The sequence below is a fragment of the Nostoc sp. UHCC 0302 genome (assembly GCF_038096175.1).
GTDB lineage: Bacteria > Cyanobacteriota > Cyanobacteriia > Cyanobacteriales > Nostocaceae > UHCC-0302.
Genome location: NZ_CP151099.1, coordinates 7,685,944 through 7,704,998, shown reverse-complemented (window position 1 = coordinate 7,704,998; position 19,055 = coordinate 7,685,944). Strand labels below are relative to the sequence as shown.

17 protein-coding genes are annotated in these 19,055 nt (G+C 41.6%); 11 read left to right on the top strand and 6 right to left on the bottom strand.

Annotation, left to right across the window (positions count from 1 at the left end):
- The first annotated feature begins 53 nt into the window (after window positions 1-53).
- Both cdaA and WKK05_RS33375 read left to right on the top strand, forming a co-directional pair.
- Window positions 54-977: a diadenylate cyclase CdaA gene (cdaA, locus tag WKK05_RS33380; RefSeq protein WP_341527257.1), complete on the top strand. Its 924-nt coding sequence runs from the start codon at window positions 54-56 to the stop codon at window positions 975-977.
- On the top strand, window positions 974-1,723 hold the full coding sequence (locus tag WKK05_RS33375; RefSeq protein WP_341527256.1) for an isoprenyl transferase: 750 nt from the start codon (window positions 974-976) through the stop codon (window positions 1,721-1,723). The genes cdaA and WKK05_RS33375 overlap by 4 nt, the downstream gene beginning before the upstream one ends.
- A 180-nt stretch (window positions 1,724-1,903) precedes the next feature.
- Here the strand turns inward: WKK05_RS33375 and WKK05_RS33370 are convergent, their stop codons facing one another.
- Complete coding sequence (locus WKK05_RS33370) at window positions 1,904-2,848, bottom strand: 1-acyl-sn-glycerol-3-phosphate acyltransferase (RefSeq protein WP_341527255.1); 945 nt, start codon at window positions 2,846-2,848, stop codon at window positions 1,904-1,906.
- Window positions 2,849-3,160: 312 nt separating this feature from the next.
- Here WKK05_RS33370 and WKK05_RS33365 point away from each other — a divergent pair, with 312 nt between their 5' ends.
- A complete protein-coding gene (locus tag WKK05_RS33365; RefSeq protein ID WP_341527254.1) occupies window positions 3,161-4,039 on the top strand; it encodes a lysophospholipase in 879 nt (292 codons plus the stop codon).
- 225 nt (window positions 4,040-4,264) lie between these two features.
- Here the strand turns inward: WKK05_RS33365 and aspS are convergent, their stop codons facing one another.
- Window positions 4,265-6,052, bottom strand: a complete 1,788-nt coding sequence (gene aspS, locus WKK05_RS33360) for an aspartate--tRNA ligase (RefSeq protein WP_341527253.1) — start codon at window positions 6,050-6,052, stop codon at window positions 4,265-4,267.
- A 202-nt stretch (window positions 6,053-6,254) separates the two neighbouring features.
- Between aspS and WKK05_RS33355 the strand changes: the two genes are divergently transcribed.
- The 3 genes from WKK05_RS33355 to WKK05_RS33345 all read left to right on the top strand — a co-directional run bounded on the left by WKK05_RS33355 (window position 6,255) and on the right by WKK05_RS33345 (window position 10,581).
- Entirely contained in the window at window positions 6,255-6,893 is a 639-nt protein-coding gene (locus WKK05_RS33355; protein WP_341527252.1) for a type I restriction endonuclease subunit R, read from the top strand.
- A 352-nt stretch (window positions 6,894-7,245) separates the two neighbouring features.
- Window positions 7,246-9,399: a pentapeptide repeat-containing protein gene (locus WKK05_RS33350; protein WP_341527251.1), complete on the top strand. Its 2,154-nt coding sequence runs from the start codon at window positions 7,246-7,248 to the stop codon at window positions 9,397-9,399.
- Window positions 9,400-9,849: 450 nt separating this feature from the next.
- Window positions 9,850-10,581, top strand: coding sequence for a class I SAM-dependent methyltransferase (locus tag WKK05_RS33345; protein ID WP_341527250.1), 732 nt, complete (start codon window positions 9,850-9,852; stop codon window positions 10,579-10,581).
- 135 nt (window positions 10,582-10,716) lie between these two features.
- Here WKK05_RS33345 and WKK05_RS33340 read toward each other — a convergent pair whose 3' ends face one another.
- Window positions 10,717-11,151, bottom strand: a complete 435-nt coding sequence (locus WKK05_RS33340) for a hypothetical protein (protein ID WP_341531258.1) — start codon at window positions 11,149-11,151, stop codon at window positions 10,717-10,719.
- 118 nt (window positions 11,152-11,269) lie between these two features.
- Complete coding sequence (locus WKK05_RS33335) at window positions 11,270-12,139, bottom strand: zinc metalloprotease HtpX (protein ID WP_341527249.1); 870 nt, start codon at window positions 12,137-12,139, stop codon at window positions 11,270-11,272.
- A 378-nt stretch (window positions 12,140-12,517) separates the two neighbouring features.
- Here WKK05_RS33335 and WKK05_RS33330 point away from each other — a divergent pair, with 378 nt between their 5' ends.
- Window positions 12,518-12,973 carry a peroxiredoxin gene (locus WKK05_RS33330; RefSeq protein ID WP_341527248.1) on the top strand — a complete coding sequence of 152 codons (456 nt, stop codon included), beginning with the start codon at window positions 12,518-12,520 and terminating at the stop codon, window positions 12,971-12,973.
- A gap of 265 nt (window positions 12,974-13,238) precedes the next feature.
- Here WKK05_RS33330 and raiA read toward each other — a convergent pair whose 3' ends face one another.
- Window positions 13,239-13,889, bottom strand: a complete 651-nt coding sequence (gene raiA, locus WKK05_RS33325; RefSeq protein ID WP_341527247.1) for a ribosome-associated translation inhibitor RaiA — start codon at window positions 13,887-13,889, stop codon at window positions 13,239-13,241.
- A gap of 638 nt (window positions 13,890-14,527) precedes the next feature.
- On the opposite strand from raiA, the gene lipB reads away from it, so the two are divergent.
- A complete protein-coding gene (gene lipB, locus WKK05_RS33320) occupies window positions 14,528-15,193 on the top strand; it encodes a lipoyl(octanoyl) transferase LipB (RefSeq protein WP_341527246.1) in 666 nt (221 codons plus the stop codon).
- Window positions 15,194-15,578: 385 nt separating this feature from the next.
- On the top strand, window positions 15,579-15,779 hold the full coding sequence (locus WKK05_RS33315) for a hypothetical protein (RefSeq protein WP_341527245.1): 201 nt from the start codon (window positions 15,579-15,581) through the stop codon (window positions 15,777-15,779).
- Window positions 15,780-15,895: 116 nt separating this feature from the next.
- Here WKK05_RS33315 and WKK05_RS33310 read toward each other — a convergent pair whose 3' ends face one another.
- Entirely contained in the window at window positions 15,896-16,651 is a 756-nt protein-coding gene (locus tag WKK05_RS33310; protein WP_341527244.1) for an amino acid ABC transporter ATP-binding protein, read from the bottom strand.
- Window positions 16,652-16,757: 106 nt separating this feature from the next.
- Here WKK05_RS33310 and WKK05_RS33305 point away from each other — a divergent pair, with 106 nt between their 5' ends.
- Both WKK05_RS33305 and WKK05_RS33300 read left to right on the top strand, forming a co-directional pair.
- Window positions 16,758-18,302, top strand: a complete 1,545-nt coding sequence (locus WKK05_RS33305; protein WP_341527243.1) for an ABC transporter permease subunit — start codon at window positions 16,758-16,760, stop codon at window positions 18,300-18,302.
- Window positions 18,303-18,393: 91 nt separating this feature from the next.
- Window positions 18,394-19,029, top strand: a complete 636-nt coding sequence (locus tag WKK05_RS33300; RefSeq protein ID WP_341527242.1) for a restriction endonuclease subunit R — start codon at window positions 18,394-18,396, stop codon at window positions 19,027-19,029.
- Window positions 19,030-19,055 lie beyond the last annotated feature (26 nt).

The following is a 19,055-nucleotide window of genomic DNA, read 5'->3' as shown; positions in this document are numbered from 1 at the left end:
ACTAATGACTAATGACTAACTGTAATTAAAGGCATAAGTAGATTCCAGATGTCATGAGAGATTGGTGGAAGCAATGGCTGACAAACCTAGGATGGTCGCAGTCCTTGCTGTTTGGGACTCTGGATATTGTGTTAGTGCTGGCGCTGACGTACATGATACTAGTTATTATTAGTGAGCGCCGGACACTGTGGATGGTGCGAGGATTTATTATCTTGATGTTAGCCTCAGCACTAAGTGGCAGATTGGGGCTGCCTCTACTAAATTTTGTCCTGGAAAAGTTAGTCATTGGTTGCGCTGTAGCGATGGCAGTTGCTCTACAGTCAGAGTTTCGTAGGTTTTTAGAACAATTGGGACGTGGCGAATTCCGGCAGTTGTTTCAACCCGACCGTCTAGCAATCCCGAAGTCTGATAGTGTAATTGATGAAATTGTTGAAGCTGTTAAAGAATTGTCAAAAAACCGCATTGGAGCTTTACTAATTGTGGAAACTACAGGCCCAATTGATGAGCGAGATTTTTCTGTGCCAGGAGTAAAGCTAAATGCGGAAGTTTCTAAGGAACTAATACAGACAATTTTTCAGCCGAAAACTTTGTTACACGACGGAGCAACATTGATCCGTGGTTCGCGGATTGTGGCATCAGGTATAATTTTACCACTTTCGGGACGCACAGCCTCACGCCAGTTGGGAACACGCCATCGGGCGGCGATGGGAATTACTGAGCGGGTCGAAAATTGCATTTGTGTCGTTGTATCAGAAGAGACTGGTTCTATTTCCTTAGCGGAACGGGGAACCCTAAATAGACCGCTGACAATCAGGAAACTGAAAGAGTCATTAGAGGCTCAATTGTCCCCAGCTGTAGATCGGGAAGCTGTCGCCCCTGGTTTGTTCAGCTTGGCTCGTCAAATAGGTGGGAAGGCACTAGCACTGGTTTCACGTTTACTCGGATTACCATCGACCGCTTCTCGAGATAAAAAATGACAGTACAACAAACTAAACTGCAAGATTTGCCCAGTGACTTGAAACGAGAACTGCTACCCAAGCACGTTGCGGTGATTATGGATGGCAATGGTCGATGGGCTAAACGTCAAGGTCTTCCTCGAATTATGGGTCATAAGCGAGGAGTAGATGCTCTCAAGGATTTACTTCGCTGTTGCCAGGATTGGGGAATTCAGGCGTTGACGGCTTATGCTTTTTCGACAGAAAACTGGAAAAGACCGCAGGAAGAAGTAGATTTTTTGATGACTCTGTTCCAAAGAGTTTTGCGGCAAGAACTGCGGGAAATGGTCGAAGAGAATGTTCAAATTAAGTTTGTGGGAAATTTGCAAGCTCTGCCATCATCGCTCCAAAAAGAAATTTCCCGTTCAATGGCAGAAACTAAGGATAATCGCGGTATTCGATTTTCAGTCGCAACTAATTATGGTGGACGGCAAGAGATTTTACAAGCTTGTCGGGCGATCGCTGAAAAAGTCCAACAAGGGTTGCTACAACCAAATGAAATTGATGAAGAGGTGTTTCAAAGCCATCTCTACACAGCCGGAATTACTGACCCGGATTTGTTAATTCGTACTAGTGGGGAAATGCGCCTCTCGAATTTCCTACTCTGGCAAATGGCTTATGGGGAAATTTACATAACAGATGCTCTTTGGCCAGATTTTGATCGTGCCGAGTTTCACCGCGCCTTGTGTGCCTACCAGCAACGGGAACGGCGATTTGGGAAAGTTTAGAAGACTGGGACATCGGGCATGGGGCATTGATTAATAACTAAGAGTTATTCTTTTTCTGCTCCAACTACTTCCTACTCTTTTAGAAATAGCTATGCTACAAGATAAGCGATCGCACTGGGCATTGCCACAAGGCTTATTAGCTAATTTCTAAAGTTACAAATTTTTTAGAGGAGTTATCTTTTACCACAACATATGATTTAGGAAATGATTTAACATCTTTGGTTCTTTTGGTTCCTGATAATTTGTTGGTAACAAAGCAAGCATTGCATTTTGCAAAGCCTCCAAAGCTCCTTCCACTTCTTTTCGCTTCGGCCTAGCCGTTTGCGAAAAGTGTAATGGCTCCCCAACTCGAATTGTTAACTCTTTCCGCAAATAAAGGTCATGAGTCCCAATTAACGCTACAGGAACTATTGGTACTCCAGCTCGCAAGGCGTAAATCACAGTTCCTCGCTTCAGGGGAAGATGTAAGTTACCCTCAGCAGTTCCCAGCCTGCCTTCGGGAAAGAGAATCATCCCGTCTCCATGAGCCAAAATTCCTAAAACAATGCGGTCTATTTGTCTTAGTGTCTGTATGTCCCCTCCTGTGGGTACAGTCTGCGCGATCGCATTAGCCAAATCAACTAAATCTTCCCGTCCGGCTTTAGCAGCTTTGATAACTGCAAATTCTTCTTTCCAAATCCGTTCTAAAGGGATGACACCCCCGGTAAAACGTAAAATCAAGCGCTTCCACCACTTGTTATAAAGGGTACGAGCATCACCCAAGATGTAGTAGTAGGGTTGGGTAGGAAGTTCACCCAGCAGCAGCAATGGATCGATGTGGTGGAGATGGTTGACTGCTAAAATTGCTGGTTCTTGAGGTATATTTTTGAGGTGTTCGACCCGTACCCGGAAAAGAAGATGGATAAGCGATCGCATCACAAAACGCCGCAACCAAGGGTTAGCTCTCGGTTCAGGATGTCCTTGATTAATGGCTTCTAAACGATTGAGAGTTTCTTCTATAATCAGGCGAACAGCGCGATCGCTAGCTGCCACCACACCCTCTTGTACCCGCTTAATTGTTGCAGCACTCAGAGGCGGTAAAGTTTTTGCTTGTGTACTGTTTTCCAGCTGATGGCTGTTTGTCAAGTCACCTGTTTTTTCATCGGCATGAACTTGAGAAGTTACCTCATCAGCTAGGTCTTCCCGAACAGATTCGCTAGAAGAACTTTTGATAAAACCCTCTTTGAATTCATAAACAAATGATAATTCTTTAGCACGAATTATTAACTAACCCACAGTTAGAAGCTGAGGCTTGAAATCTAACTGTTTTGTTTATATTTAGATATATAAAGGCAATTCCCTCGCCTGTGATTCCTTCCAAGGAAGTAAGCCATTTTCTTTACAATGTACCTTGATAAGCTAGTAGCTTGCTGGGAAAAAGCGTAAAAAATTAATTCTATGATCTACCATAACGAAGGCACATTTCAAGGTGTCGGGAAGCTCGAACTGTATTACCAAAGCTGGCATCCAGAGGGGAAGGTGAGGGGAGTATTAGCGATCGTGCATGGATTAGGAGCGCACAGCGGACGGTACAATAATGTAGTTGAGCATCTCATACCCAAGAAATACGCTGTTTACGGTTTGGATTTGCGTGGTCATGGACGCTCACCAGGTCAACGAGGCTATATCAACTCTTGGAGTGAGTTTCGCGAAGACCTTCGAGCTTTTTTACAGTTAATTCAAAGCCAGCAGCCAAAAACCCCAATTTTTCTTTTAGGTCATAGCTTAGGCTCGGTAATTGTCTTAGACTATGTTTTGCGTTATCCCCAACAAATATCCGCATTGCAAGGTGTAATCACCTTAGCACCAGCTTTAGGGAAAGTTGGGGTGTCAAAATTTCGGTTACTCTTAGGAAACTTGCTCTCACAAGTCTGGCCGCGTTTCACCTTGAATACAGGCATGGATTTATCTGCCGGTTCACGAGATGAGAAAGTTTTAGCCGCTTACGCTCAAGATAAACTACGCCATACACTAGCTAGTGCGCGTCTAGCTACGGAATTCTTTGCTACCGTTGCTTGGGTTAATGCTCATGCTGCTGATTGGCAATTGCCGTTGTTAATTCTCCACGGTGGATCTGACAGAGTGACTCTACCAGAAGGAGGCGAAATTTTTTACCAACGAGTTGTATACGAAGATAAGTTGCGAGTGGTGTATCCGCAAGCCTATCACGAGCTTCAAAACGACTTCAATTATCAAGAGGTGCTGACCGATTTAGAAGATTGGTTGGAGCAACACCTATCACCAGAGAACGTGCAGTTGTCACAGGGAAACAGCTAAGTTTGTGCTGGCAAAGCTAAAATGGTGGAATAGAAAATTGTTTGTAGTAGCGCTTTAGCGCTATCTTGTCACGCCAGTAGTGGACTGACACAGCTAAGTTTGTGCATTAGATTTGTGTTTTTTGGTGCTAAAGCCCAACTACGAGCCTTTAGCTAGTACACCATTTTAGCTGTGCCACGCCAGTAGGTTAATTTTTGCAGGTCGATACACCCCTAGTTAACCTGATTATGACTTTGGCTTATAAGTCGAGGCAACGTGTAACTCTTTCAACTGCTTGGCATCCACGCTTGAAGGTGCATCCGTCAACAAACAACGCGCTTGTTGCGTCTTCGGAAAAGCAATCACATCCCGAATAGACTCTTCGCCAGCTAGCAACATCACCAACCGATCTAAACCGTAAGCGATACCACCATGAGGTGGTGTACCATATTCAAAAGCTTCCAAGAGAAAGCCGAATTTACTCTGTGCTTCTTCGGGAGATAAACCGATCGCATCAAATACCTGCTGTTGAACTTCCCGTTGATAAATACGCAGACTACCACCGCCAACTTCTACACCGTTGAGTACTAAATCATAAGCTTGAGCGCGTGCAGCCTTTAAATCACTCAAATCTTCAGGATGTGGCGCAGTGAATGGGTGATGCAAAGCTTCTAAACGTTTTTCGTCAGCATTCCATTCAAACATCGGGAATTCTGTCAGCCAGAGCAAGTTGATTTTATCTGGATCAATTAACCCAAATTCTTTAGCAATAACTTGCCGCAGTCTGTCTAGGGTTTTATTAACAGTAGCAGTGTCACCTGCACCAAATAGTAGTAAATGTCCAGCTTTAGCACCTGTACGGCGCAAAATTTCTTGTTTTTGTTCAACGCTTAGGTTGTCTTTAATTGCACCAATGGTATCGATTTCACCATCATCTCTTACCCGGATGTAAGCTAGACCTTTAGCACCAGCTTCACTAGCTTCTTTGAATAAGTCGCCACCTGGTTTGATGCGGACATTAGAAATTACATCGTTAGCGTTGGGAATTGGTAAGATTTTGACTATACCACCGTTGATAACAGTGTCTCGAAAAACTTTGAAACCAGAGTCTTTGACTATATCCGAGACATTGACTAGTTCCAATCCATAGCGAGTATCTGGCTTATCACTGCCGTAACGTTCCATTCCTTCAGCATAAGTGAGACGGGGAAAGGGACGTTGCAACTCAATGCCTTTAACCGTTTTGAAGATATGACAAATTAACTTTTCATTTAATTCGATAATCTCTTCTTCAGACATGAAACTCATTTCCATGTCTAATTGAGTGAATTCTGGTTGTCTGTCGGCACGTAAGTCTTCATCGCGGAAGCAGCGGGCAATCTGATAATATCTGTCTAAGCCGGATACCATCAGCAATTGTTTAAAGAGTTGGGGTGATTGCGGTAAGGCAAACCACTCACTAGGATTGACACGGCTGGGTAGAATATAATCCCTAGCACCTTCTGGAGTGGAACGGGTAAGTATTGGGGTTTCGACTTCAATGAAACCTTCCAAATCTTCAAGGTAGCGGCGCATGGCTTTGATGATTTGATGACGCAATTGCAAATTTTGCGCCATGCGATCGCGTCGTAAATCCAAATAACGATATTTTAGTCGTAAGTCTTCTCGTACTGTTTCGGTATCAGCAGTGGAAACTTGGAAAGGTAACTGTTTACGAACAGCATTGAGCAATTCAATCTTATCGGCGTATATTTCCACCTCGCCTGTGGGGATGCGAGGATTGAGGGATTCTTCGGGGCGTTGTGTTACCCTACCTGTGATTTGGACGACGTATTCGTTGCGGAGAGCGTTTGCCTGTTCATAGGAATCTGGGGTGCGTTGCGGATCGCTGACAATTTGGACAATGCCAGAGCGATCGCGTAAATCCAAAAATATCACACCCCCATGATCGCGGCGACGGTCTACCCATCCGTACAAGGTAACAGTTTCTCCAATATCTTGTTTTCGGAGTTCGCCGCAATAGTGAGTTCGCATAGGTATTAGTTCTTGTTTCCCGGTCTAGATGGGTTAATAAATGTCAAAGCTTTCCCATTATCTAGCATCAATAGTAATTGTAGTAGTTCCAGTGAAAGAAAAAACGAAATAATCTCACACTATATATAGATGAGGGAACCCATAATACCGGAATAGTGAGTTTTGTTTATATAGATAGCAAGAAAGAACAAAGTAAAAGACTATGACACAGACAGCAGCAATTACAGAAGCGATTACCAGCTTAACGGATGCTCACACCCGATTCGGTTTAGTCCGCATTGAAGACGAGCAATTTTTTCCAGAGTGGTTTGAGGAATTACCTGAAATTACTGAAGCTGAAAAAACCTCATTAGATGTACTGCGGCGCAGATATCTATATCATCGGGCTGATGGTGATTTGTTAGAGGGGACAGTGATGTTGTTGGTAGTGTCTCCCTTACTAGCGATCGCAGGATTTTACGATCCTCCTTTTAAAATTGCCGCAGAGTCATCAGTAGAGTTGGTACTAAATGATGGAGAAGAGTTACTGCGGGGACAGATTGATGTTTTGGTGCTGCAAAATCAGTTTTGGGTTATGGTGTTAGAGCCGAAAAAAACTACGCTTTCGGTTTGGACAGCTTTGCCACAAGCATTAGCTTATTTGATGGCTAATCCTCAACCTGATAAACCTGTCTTTGGAATATTGACTAACGGGGACGATATTTTATTTATTAAATTGAGGCAAACACCTACCCCTCAATATGATCTGTCACAGGTGTTTGCTCTATTTACCTCTGCTAGAGAGGTGTATGAAATATTGCAAATCCTTAAAGGTATTGGTCAAGCAATTTCTACTGTATGAATTTCTGCTACTTTATGTCATATTGTCTATTCCTTGACGTACGGTCTGACGAATATCGTCCTAATCTTGATCAGTTATCTCAGTTACAGTTCCAGAATTCAAACCTTCTTAGAACATATACAAACTGATTGTTAATAAGTAATATTGCGAAGTAGACTGTTTCTCTAAGTTGTGGAACCGCTACGGTTGCAATAATATTGATAACTATAGCTTAAGCATTCAAAAGTCAGAACGCAGAATTAAGCGCTTTTACCGCATATTGCATCTAAAATTTTTGTATTTTGTCAAAATATGGAATATTGCAGAGTAAAGTTGTATAAAATCTCAGTAAAACTCTCTTACTGAGACACTTATGCCGCCAAACTACTCCAGTCAAAATCTTCAAGGTCGTTCTTTTAAAGGTCAAAACCTGACTGGAGCAAACTTTAGCAATGCGGATATTAGAGGGGCAAACTTTACCAATGCTATTCTCAAAAATGCTGATTTTACAAGTGCTAAAGCTGGACTACAGCGACATTGGGTAATTGGGTTGCTCCTAGTCTCATGCCTGTTATCGGCACTATCAGGGTATTTATCAATTTTAATTGGTTCATTAGTAGCATCTATTCTCAACCCTAAAAACACTACTGTAAACTTCGTGATTGGCATAGTCTCCCTGGTTATGATGCCAGTATTTTTTATTGTCACTAGCCGCAAAGGTTTAAGAGCTGGTTTTGGAGCTTTCGTCGGAGCCTTAGCTGTCGCCGGAGCTGTAGGCTTTGCCTTCGCTGTAGCCGTAGTCAAAGCCAGAGCCGTAGCCTTAGCCGGAGCCGTAGGCAAAACCTTAGTCGGAGCCTTTGCCTTCGCCGGAGCCGGAGCCTTAGCTGGAGCCTTAGCCGGAGCCTTTGCCTTCGCCGTAGCAGGAGCTGGAGCCATTGCCTTTGCCTTCGCCTTTGCCGTAGCCGGAGCCAGAGCCTTAGCTGTCACCGGAGTCTTAGCCTTAGCCGGAGCCTACGTCTACGCCTTAGACGTAGTCGGAGCCGGAACCAGAGCCTTAGCCGTAGCCTTCGCCGTAGCTGGAGTTTTCCTACTTTTTAGTGCTTACATTGGCTGCCGTAGTCTAGCAGGAGATGAAAAAGATGCTTGGCTTCGTTCAGCTGCCATTGCCTTTGCTGCCACAGGTAGTACAAGTTTTCGTAATGCTGATTTAACTGATGCTGATTTTACTGGTGCAATTCTCAGAAATACAGATTTTAGAAAAGCCAACCTCACACGCACTCGTTTTTATGAAGTCAAAAAATTGGACTTGGCTAGAGTAGATAACTCGATATTAGCTAATCGAGGTGTTCTCAATTTGCTTGTAACTGGCAATGGTAGGGGAAAACCTTATGCTGGTGCTAACCTTAAAGGCGCAAACCTCATCGGTGCAGATTTAAAAGAAGCGAATTTAAAAGATGCTGATATTACAGAAGCCACATTCCAAGGCGCTTGCTTAGAGTGGGCAAACTTAACTCTAGCTCAGTCTGTTGGTACTAATTTCATCAACGCTCAAATGACTGGTGCTTGTGTCGAAGCGTGGAATATTGAAAGTACAACCAAATTAGATAATGTAGATTGTCGCTTTATCTATCTTCTCGAAAACCCAAAGCCTGGAACAGACGACCGCGAACGCCGTCCTAGTAGTGGCGACTTTCAACCAAGAGAATTTAGCAAACTATTTGAAGAAGTTTTAAATACTGTTGATTTAATTTTCCGCAATGGCATAGACTGGAAAGCTTTTGTTAACGCTTTCCAAACAGTGCAAGACCAAAATGAAGACACAGAATTAGCTCTACAGAGTATTGAAAATAAAGGTGATGGCGTAGTAGTCGTTAAAGTTGGTGTACCTGATGGTGCTGATAAAGAAAAGATTCATAGTGATTTTACGCAAAATTATCATCTGGCACTGCAAGCTGTAGAAGAAAAATATAAAGCACTATTACAGGCTAAAGATAATGAGATAGTCATCTATCGCCAGCAAAGTGGAGAGATGACAGAAATTGTCAGACTATTAGCAAATAAGCCGATTAATGTTCAAGTTGACAATAAAGTAGAGAATAAAAATATGACTAACAGCAATGATGCCAGCCGCAAAATTGAAATTGGCAGTGTTGGCAGAGATTTTAATGCCAGCGGACAAGCTTTAAATTTAGGCGACATCAGCGGTACAGTGACAAATACTATCAACCAGTTACCAACGTCTCCCGAACCAGAGAAACCAGGAATTAAAGAATTGTTGGCGCAATTGCAATCAGCAATAGAGGCTGATACCAATTTAAACCAAGAAGATAAAGCTGAAGCATTAGAGCAAGTTAAAGCCTTGGCTGAAGCTGGAAAAAGTCCTCAAGAAGGAACAGTGCAGAAAGCAGCGAAAACAGCTATTAAAATTTTAAAAGGTACGATCGCAAGCTTACCCAGTGCTACAACGTTAGTTGAAGAGTTTAACAAACTTTTGCCACTGATTTCAAGTTTTCTTGGTTTAACTTGAGTTTCTTTAATAGAATCTCATCCTTGTTCTACCATTTTCGTTCCGTCAAACTCAAGTTTTATTAGCATTCTGGGTAGTAAGTTGCATTCTACCTAAGACTGATTTTTATTATGCATAAAGATGAGATTTTGTTAATAATATTGTTTCATATATTACTTAAGGAACACAGGATTTTACCTTTGTTATCTTTACAATCAGTATGTAATACCATTTCATTTTAATAATGATACAAATACGCTGGTAGGGGCATGGGTAATGCCATGCCCTTACGAGAAATCTATATGTATCAGGATTTTCATGAATTGATATAACTGGCAACAGAGGGGTAAGTTATATTGCATGATGAAGCAGGTGCTTACCTAAGATTACTCTCATCGTTCTTCTAATGAGGATGTGAAGCTCTTTTCATGCCAGTTTTTTCTAAGTTCCATCAATATAAGTGAGGTTTGGATGATTCAAAATTTAGCTCCTGAGCGTAAAACATCCGAAGAAGAACGCTTTGAAGATGACTATTATTCTTACTTTGAAGCGCCTGAAAATGCCACACGATATACACCAGCAGCATCTTTCTTGGATAACACCTTTAAAGATCAGCCATTCTCTTTATTAGATTTAGGATGTGGTAATGGAGCTTTGAGCAAATATCTACCTGCTCGGTGTGATTATCTCGGAATCGATCACAGTGAACAGGCTATAGAATACTGTTTAAATCTCTACCCTAATAGAAAGTTTATTGCTAAAGATTTATCAACTTACTTGCCTCAACTTGCTGAAGAAAATCAAAAGTTTGATGCAGTTGTGCTAGCAGGTTTGTTATTTCACAGTGTTGATAAGGAAACCGAAGAAAAAAAAGACGACCAAGAAATTATTCAATTCTGCGTGAATAAAATACTTAGTGAAAGAGGATATCTCGTCATTATTGTACCTTTTTGCTATGGTGACCATCCATCTCACAATCTGTTTGTTCGAGCAGAGTGGCTGCAAAAGTCAGTAGAAAAAATGATAGAAACTGCCAATGCAAAAGTTGTTCACGAGAATATAGCTCTACAAATTGGCTTAGATAAAAAAGTCCGGCAACAGAAGGCAATTCCTGACTGGTTTATTTCTGATAGCTATGCTGATTATCCCAGTATCTTTGTTGGAACATATATGGCGAGTTTGACATTTATTGCCTCGCTTTAAAAGATTTGATAAATATCTGCAAATGCGTGTAGAGACGTTGCAATGCAACGTCTCTACATTTACATACAAATTAACGCAGATGATGTAATAAAATCATTTGCGTGTTTATGTCTCTGCACCGACAATACTCTCGACTTAAAGTTGAGAACGAGGAGCGTTGAAAGTATCCCAAGCTGCTTTAGCAGCTTTTTGCAGGCGAACGCTGAAGTCTACCGCTTCTTTCATTAGCAAATACCAGTTTTTTTCAGCTTCGTCTTGCATGACTGACCAAGCATATTCTACACGGCGATCGCCTTCAATGAGTTTCCTGCCTTCAATTACTTCACGTGCTTGACGCACTGCTTTTAAATATGTTTCGCGGGTGAGAGTACCTGCTGATTTTGCCTCTGCTTGGGCGCGTATTCTTAGCGCTTCAATCAACGCTTTAGTTTCGCGCTTAACTTCATCAGTTTCGTCAGCCATCTCTGTTTCTACTATGTCGTCTGTTTGAGAAATGATTTCTACAATTACTGTAGATTCTGTAGATTCAATTACTGTGGCTTCAATGGATTCGATGTTGTTAGCAGTCATAATTAAGACATCCTTAATTACAGAACTTCCTGTTGGATGAAAACCGCACCCTGTAATGGTAGCCATTAATCATCGGTTATTCACAAAGGACTAATGACAAACAACAAATGACAAAAATTTAATAAACCGCGGTTGGCAGTTCTTGTTCTAACTTAAGCAATTGTGCAACTCGCGCCTCAGTAGAAGGATGGCTGGAGAATAACTTACCCAGAAACTGTCCAGAAATGGGATTGATAATTAACAACGGTTCAAACGCTGGGTTAGCATTCAAAGGTAACTGCCTTGCCGTAGCTTCTAACCGTTGCAACGCCCTAGCTAAAGCGCGAGGATTACCAGTCAATCTAGCAGAACCTGCATCAGCAGCGAATTCTCGTGTACGCGAAATTGCTAACTGAATAATTGTTGCTGCTAACGGTGCAAGTAGTACTGTTAATAAAATTCCTAGAGGATTTCCGCCTCTGTTATCATCTCGTGAACCACCGCCAAACCATAAACCGTAACTCACCATTTGAGCCAAGAATGAGATAGCACCAGCTACAGTTGCAGCAACGGCTTGCGTCAGTGTATCACGATTAATAATGTGCGTCAGTTCGTGGGCAATGACGCCTTCAAGTTCATCTTCTGGCAATACATTTAAAATGCCTTTAGTGACAGCAACAGCAGCGTGTTCTGGGTCTCTCCCTGTAGCAAAAGCGTTAGCAGTTTCACCAGGAACGATGTAAATTCCCGGCATGGGTATATTAGCCCGGCGAGATAATCTCTGCACTATACGATAAAGTTCTGGTGCTTGAGTTTCGCTCACAGGCTGGGCGCGGTATACTGCCAGTGCAATTTTATCGGATTGATACCAAGAGAATAGGTTTGTTACTGCGGCTAAAACAATTCCTATAATCAAGCCATTAGTACCACCAAATACCCAATAACTAATTGCAATCAATAAACCACTCAACGCAGCTAGCAAAGCAAGCGTTTTCAATTGATTTCTCATATTTTTGCTCTCCTGCTTATGCTGTATTGATTTTTGTAAATTTTTCTAGATAACAGCACTACTCAAAGCCGCACTTCGATTCTATCTAGCTAAACTCAGATACATAGTGCAGAAAACCTATCAGATGAGTACGGTTTCCACGCTTAACTTTTGGAGTATTTCTGTTAACAGATAACTTAACTCATACTTTAAGGTATGAAATCTGTTTTTCTTTTTTTAGCGTCTTGATGTGTTATGCCGAGTTATAGAAATCTTCATATGTATAGATCCATCGTAGAAACATAGTAATTCTTGTGTCTTTACCAGATACTCTGATGGATGCCACAGTAACGAATAATTAGTTAATGTACATTTGTTAAGTAGTTATCATTAGTGCTTATGCCAGTTAAAGTTGGAGATACCGCTCCTAATTTCACTCTGTCTGCTCAAAACGGGTCAACAGTTAGCCTCCAAGATTTTCGGGGCAAAAATGTTGTTCTATATTTTTACCCCAAAGACGACACCCCAGGATGTACAACTGAATCCTGTGCCTTTCGAGATCAGTATGAAGTCTTTAAAAACGTTGGTGCTGAAGTTATTGGCGTGAGTGCTGACTCTAACGAATCTCACCAGCGATTTGCCACCAAGTACCAGCTACCATTTACTCTATTAAGCGACAAAGGCGATCAAGTACGCAAACTTTACGGTGCAACAGCAGCTTTTGGTTTATTGCCTGGGCGCGTTACTTACGTTATTGACCAAAACGGAGTTGTTCAATACGTGTTTGATTCAATGTTTAACTTTAAAGGTCACGTTGAAGAAACCTTGAAAACGCTGCAACAGCTTGTGAAGTAGGGCATGGGGGAGCCACTCTCGTGGGCGGTGAGTGCAGCCACACGTGCGGCTTTGCCGCCGTTAACGTCAGCGGTAGCGACAGAGGAGCGTCGTGGACTGCTGTTAGCGTAGCGTTAGCGCAGCGTCTCGCAGAGAGCGTCACCCGGAGGACTCCGCCGACTTGAGAGAACTGGCGTCATGGGGCATGAGGCATGAGGCATGGTAAGGAAAATAAGATAGAAATATTTTTCCTAGTCCCCATTACCTAGTCCCCAGTCCCCATTCCCTATTTACTCAAGTGCGATTTTTCTGGTATCACAATATTCGCTTGGGATGCTTTGCCATTTTTGCCGTTGGTATGACCGTTACTATTACGTGGTTGAATCACGCCATAGCCGCCGTGGTTGCGTTCGTAGATGACATTAATCTCGCCAGTTTCAGCATTTCGGAACATATAAAAGTCGTGTCCTACTAGTTGTAGTTGTTCCAAGGCTTCTGTAAGAGTCATCGGCGGCATGGAAAAATATTTGGTACGGACGACTTCGTTGGGTAGTTCGGGGGTGCGATCGCCAATTAAATCTGTTACCACCGTCTCTGGAACTACTACTTCATCTGGTGGTTGGGCATGAGTTTTGTGATCTTGACGCCGTTCTTTGTATTTACGCAGTTGACGAGCAATTTTATCTGCAACTAAGTCAATACTGGCATATAAGTTTTCGCTGCTTTCCTCGGCACGGATGACGCTACCATTCGCATAAATAGTGACTTCAGCCGCTTGTTTGGGATTGATTCGGGGATTACGGGCTACGCTTAGGTGGACATCCACTTCATTTGTGATGTTTTGAAAATGACTAACAGCTTTTTCAATCTTTTGATGCACATATTCTCGAATCGCATCGGTGATTTCTATATTTTTGCCGTGGATGACAAGCTTCATGTAAACTCTCCCGCTGAGATATTATGATGTGTGAATTTGCTTTGTATGAAAAGAAATTGCGGTAAGGTCTATCACTGCCGCCAAAACAAATTGTGAACTATTTTTATGTACTGTTGTAAGTTGTCTCTAAGCTTGTCGCATCTGAGTGGTTTCCTTATTATAGTCTTGATTGACCTCTTCATCTCTGCGCTGTTTTCCAATTGGTTCCAAGGCAATTAGATGTCTACGTAGAAGTTTACCTGAGACAGTCAAAGGGCTAGCTCCTGTGACTACCTTCTGTAATTAAGCAACTCTGACAAAATTTGTAATTGTTCGTTTTTTGTTTGATAGAGGTTTGCTCGCTATTTATGAAGAAGACAAGGTTTGGTTGCAGTTTGATCCTGTTTGAGATGCCAACAATATGTTTAAGTATTTAGAGCCATCAGCCAGTGCATTCGTTCTTATTGTCTTGGCTTGATGCTTATTGCAGAGAATTCCTCCCAACACCATCGAGGTTATATATTCAAACTAGCACTTTGTATTTTCTAAAGCAGGTTCCCTTGATGTTCCTTTAAAATCCTTTGCAAAGCTTGACATTTGTTGATTCCATTCCTGTAAGTTGAAATATACTTCTTTCTCTATACCAGTTGATTTTTGGCATGATCCGTAGTGATAAACCATACAAAAACCGTTGTTTGTTATATAATCAGGGATTGATGCCTTACTCAGATGCTCATGAATGGCAGCGATCACTTCTCAATCAACGCATTCATGACCCCAGGCTTGAGGACGTGTTAATCTTGCTAGAACATCCGCCTGTCTACACTTTGGGACAAGGAGCCAACTCTAATTTTCTCAAATTTGAGATTACCAATAGCCAGCATGATGTACGTAGAGTTGAACGAGGTGGCGAAGTCACTTATCATTGTCCGGGTCAACTCGTAGGGTATCCAATTTTAAATCTGCAACGGTATCATAAAGACCTGCATTGGTACTTACGCCAACTCGAAGAGGTATTAATTCGGGTGCTGGCAATTTATGGCTTGCAGGGAGAAAGAATTACAGGTTTTACTGGTGTTTGGTTACAAGGCCATAAAGTTGCCGCTATTGGTATTAAAGTTAGCCGTTGGATTACCATGCACGGCTTTTCATTAAATGTTTGTCCGGATATGACAGGCTTTGAGCGCATTATACCGTGTGGCATTTCTGATAAACCTGTAGGTAGTTTAGCAAAATGGATTCCAGGTCTCACTTGCCAAGAGGTACGTCTGGTTGTTGCACAGTCCTTTGCAGAAGTGTTTGCTGTAGAATTAGTCGAGTCTTAGCCTGAAGGATTGTTCAGGTCTGCGTAAATTAAGCTGGCAATTATGTAAAATTTACTATGGCACTCTTATTTAAGGTGTGAGAAACTCGTGAGAGCCGTCTACAATTTATAGTTTTAGCCTAATTATTTCGGCTGCGGGTATCAAACCAATTAAAAATTAAAAATGTAAAATTCAAAATTGCAATTAGTCGGGGCTTGAACCCACCGCTGATTGTAGACTACTGAATGCTTGATGCAGTGGGGGCTTGTACCCAAAATAAATTAATTAAAAATTATTCTTCTCAATTTTTAATCTTTAATTTTTAATTAAAACTGGTCAAAGGCAGAATACCGTTATTAAAAACTCTTAGACTAATTGTTTGCGACAGTCAATACAACTTTAGCGCGTGAATTACTCAAATAATCTACAGGTATATGCCGAATCGTTTACGTCTCTAAAAGAGCGTGACTGGAATGCTTTAACCGATCTGTTTGACAGAGACGACGGTGATGAAATTGAAGCTGACATCAATAGTAATTTATATTGGCGAACACCTGAACCATGTTGGGAAGACGACCCATTTGATTTTTTACGTGAATATCTTTAAGTAGTGCTGAGCTAAGAGTAGAGACGCGATTATACTCTTACGAGAAGCCGCACTCCCTGCGTCTACGCGTCTGTACAAAAGTCTAGAGTTATTTTCCCTGGCTTCCTGCCCTCTAATTATCTCGCGTTTAGGCGACTTAGGAAAATACGCAAGCGATCGCTTTGCGGATTAGTCAGAACTTCATACGCTGCACCTTGTTCTGCAATAATACCTTTATCTAAAAAAATCACCTGATTTGCTACTTCTCGCGCAAATTGCATTTCATGGGTGACAATCACCATCGTCATTCCCTCTACTGCTAATTGCTGCATTACTTGCAGAACTTCGCCCACAAGTTCTGGATCTAGAGCGCTGGTGGGTTCGTCGAATAGCATAATCTGGGGATTCATACACAAACTGCGGGCTATGGCTACCCGTTGCTTTTGTCCGCCAGAAAGTTGTTCGGGATAACTAGAGGCTTTATCAAACAAACCGACTTTTTCTAAATACAACCCTGCTAGTTGGGCGCTTTCTTTTGGTGTTTTACCCAAAACTTTACGAGGGGCAAGTGTCATATTTTCTAAAACACTGAGATGAGGAAACAGGTTAAACTGCTGAAAAACCATGCCTACTTGTGTCCGCAGTTGCCGTAATTGACTATAGTTGGCAGCTGCTTGAGATATGTTGATCCCGTTAACTATTAAGCGTCCGTTGTCAATGGTTTCTAGGCGGTTGAAGCAGCGTAATAGAGTACTTTTACCACAGCCAGAGGAACCAATCACTGCAACGACTTCTCCTCGTTTGATTTCGCCAGTTATTCCCTTGAGGACTTTGAGGGAACCAAAGCTTTTTTCAATATTTTCAAAAATCAGGGCAGAGGTAGAATTATTCATTGCCTATTTGTGCTGCTCTATGGTTGATTGTAGTATTTTTAACTAACCGTCCTTCGGATTCAGCACTGCTTCACCAAGTCGCCAAGGACACAGAGGGAAAAAATATATGGCTAAGTTTGGTTGCATAAGTAGGCTGCGCTGGTTTGTGGTTGTTGGTTTGAGTTGTTTGTTATTGGCTGGCTGTGGTGTAAATTCCGGTGTGGGGAGAAGTTTGCGGGTTGCGACTGAACCAGCGTTTCCACCTTTTGAGTTTCAGGGACAAGGTGGTGGGTTACAGGGTTTTTCTATTGATTTGATGAATGCGGTCGCTTCCTCTGCTAACTTTAAAGTTAATTTTCAAAGTTTGCCTTTTGATGGCATTATCCCAGCATTACAAGCGAAAACGGTAGATGCCGCGATTAGTTCAATTACGATTACAGAGGAACGGGCAAAGAGTGTTTCTTTTTCACGTCCTTATTTTAAGGCTGGGTTAGCGATCGCAATCCGTTCTGACAATCAAAATATTACTGGCTTTGACAGCCTCCAAAATAAAAAAATTGCGGTACAAATTGGTACAACTGGGGCTGCAAAGGCTAAAAGTATTCCAGGAGTGCAAATTCGGAGTTTTGATTCTGCGCCTATTGCCTTGCAAGAATTGCTTAATGGTAATGTGGATGCGGTAATTAATGATGCACCTGTTACTTTGTATGCAATTAATACAGGTAATCTTAAGGGAATTAAAGTAGTACAGCAATTGCTAACAGAGGAATTTTATGGAATTGCTACAGCGAAAAACTCGCCGTATTTAGCACTAATCAACAATGGTTTGAATAGGGTGTTGGAAAATGGCACTTATTCGCAAATTTACCAAAAATGGTTTAAAGTTGAGCCGCCCACATCATTACCAGCGAAATCACCATTTGAGAACCAGACTAGCGCTGATGTATCAGGGATATTTACGTCAATTGCTGTAATTTTGCAGGCTTTGCCAACTCTCTTACAGGGTGCGTTGGTGACCCTACAATTAACAATACTTTCTGTAGTGTTTGGTTTAATTGGTGGTTCCCTTATTGGTATTGTCCGCCTTTCTAAGATTACACCTGTGCGATGGTTAGCGAGGGCGTATGTGGATTTTTTTCGGGGAACGCCTTTGCTGGTGCAAATTTATATGATTTATTTTGGGTTACCAGCAATTTTCCAACAACTTGGTTTCACGTTTACTTTTGACCGCCTTCTAGCAGGAGTAATTGCTTTAAGTTTGAATAGCGCCGCCTATATTGCCGAAGTTGTGCGTGCAGGGATTCAATCAATTGAACCAGGACAAGCAGAAGCTGCACAGTCACTAGGTTTAAGTTCTGTACAAACGATGAGCTATGTAATTTTTCCCCAAGCTTTCCGGCGGATGATTCCACCTTTGGGTAATGAGTTTATCAGTTTATTGAAGGATACTAGCTTAGTCTCTGTGATTGGGTTTGAAGAATTGGTACGCAAAGGACAGTTAATTGTTGCTGACAATTATCGTGCCTTTGAAATTTACGCGGGTATAGCAGTGGTTTATTTATGTTTAACGTTATTTTCTTCACAAGCATTTAGTCGCTTAGAAGAGTGGATGAATCCGATTAAACGACAATCGATTCTTAAACGGGACAGAAATGAAGGGACAAGGCTTTAAGGACGTTTGTCAGTCAACCAGCGGTTAAGATAGGTTTTATGTGGGGAATTTTGATTAGAGATTAGATTGCACTTGAGTCAATCAAAAATATATGACAATTCTCAACGCTCGCAATTTATCCTTAGAAGAAGTTCAGCGTCTGTTTGGCTTTCAAGAACAATACAGTGACTCATTTTCTCACTACTTATCTCTAGAACCTCTCCCGGAAGCAGAACAACAAGAACTTCTACAAATTAGAAATGACTTTCGACGCTACTTGACAGCAGGTAAAGTTTCTGAAGGTCAGGCAAAGTTTCTTGTAGTTGCTCCTTTACTAAGATTAGCTGGTTTTTATCGCTATCCTATCGAGATTCTTTTAGAGGAAAATATTGCTGATATTGAAGTTGAAGATGAAGATATTAAAATTAAAGTAAGATTTGATATTTTAGCTATCAGTAAAGCTAAACAGACGAAACCTCAAATATATTTTTGGGTACTGTTAATTGAATCTAAAAATAGTCAGATTGATATATCGGCAGGTTTACCTCAGCTACTTACATACGCTTATAAAAATTTAGATAATCAAAAATCAGTTTGGGGATTAACAACTAATGGTAGAAGTTATCAGTTTGTCTATCTTGACCAAGGAGATATTCTTATTTATTACCTGTTGCCAGAATTAAATTTCATGGAAAGAGAGCGTTCAAATCAGTTGTTACAAGTTCTAAAGGGAATTTGTCAGATTTAAAAGCTAATTTAAATACAGATTTAGCG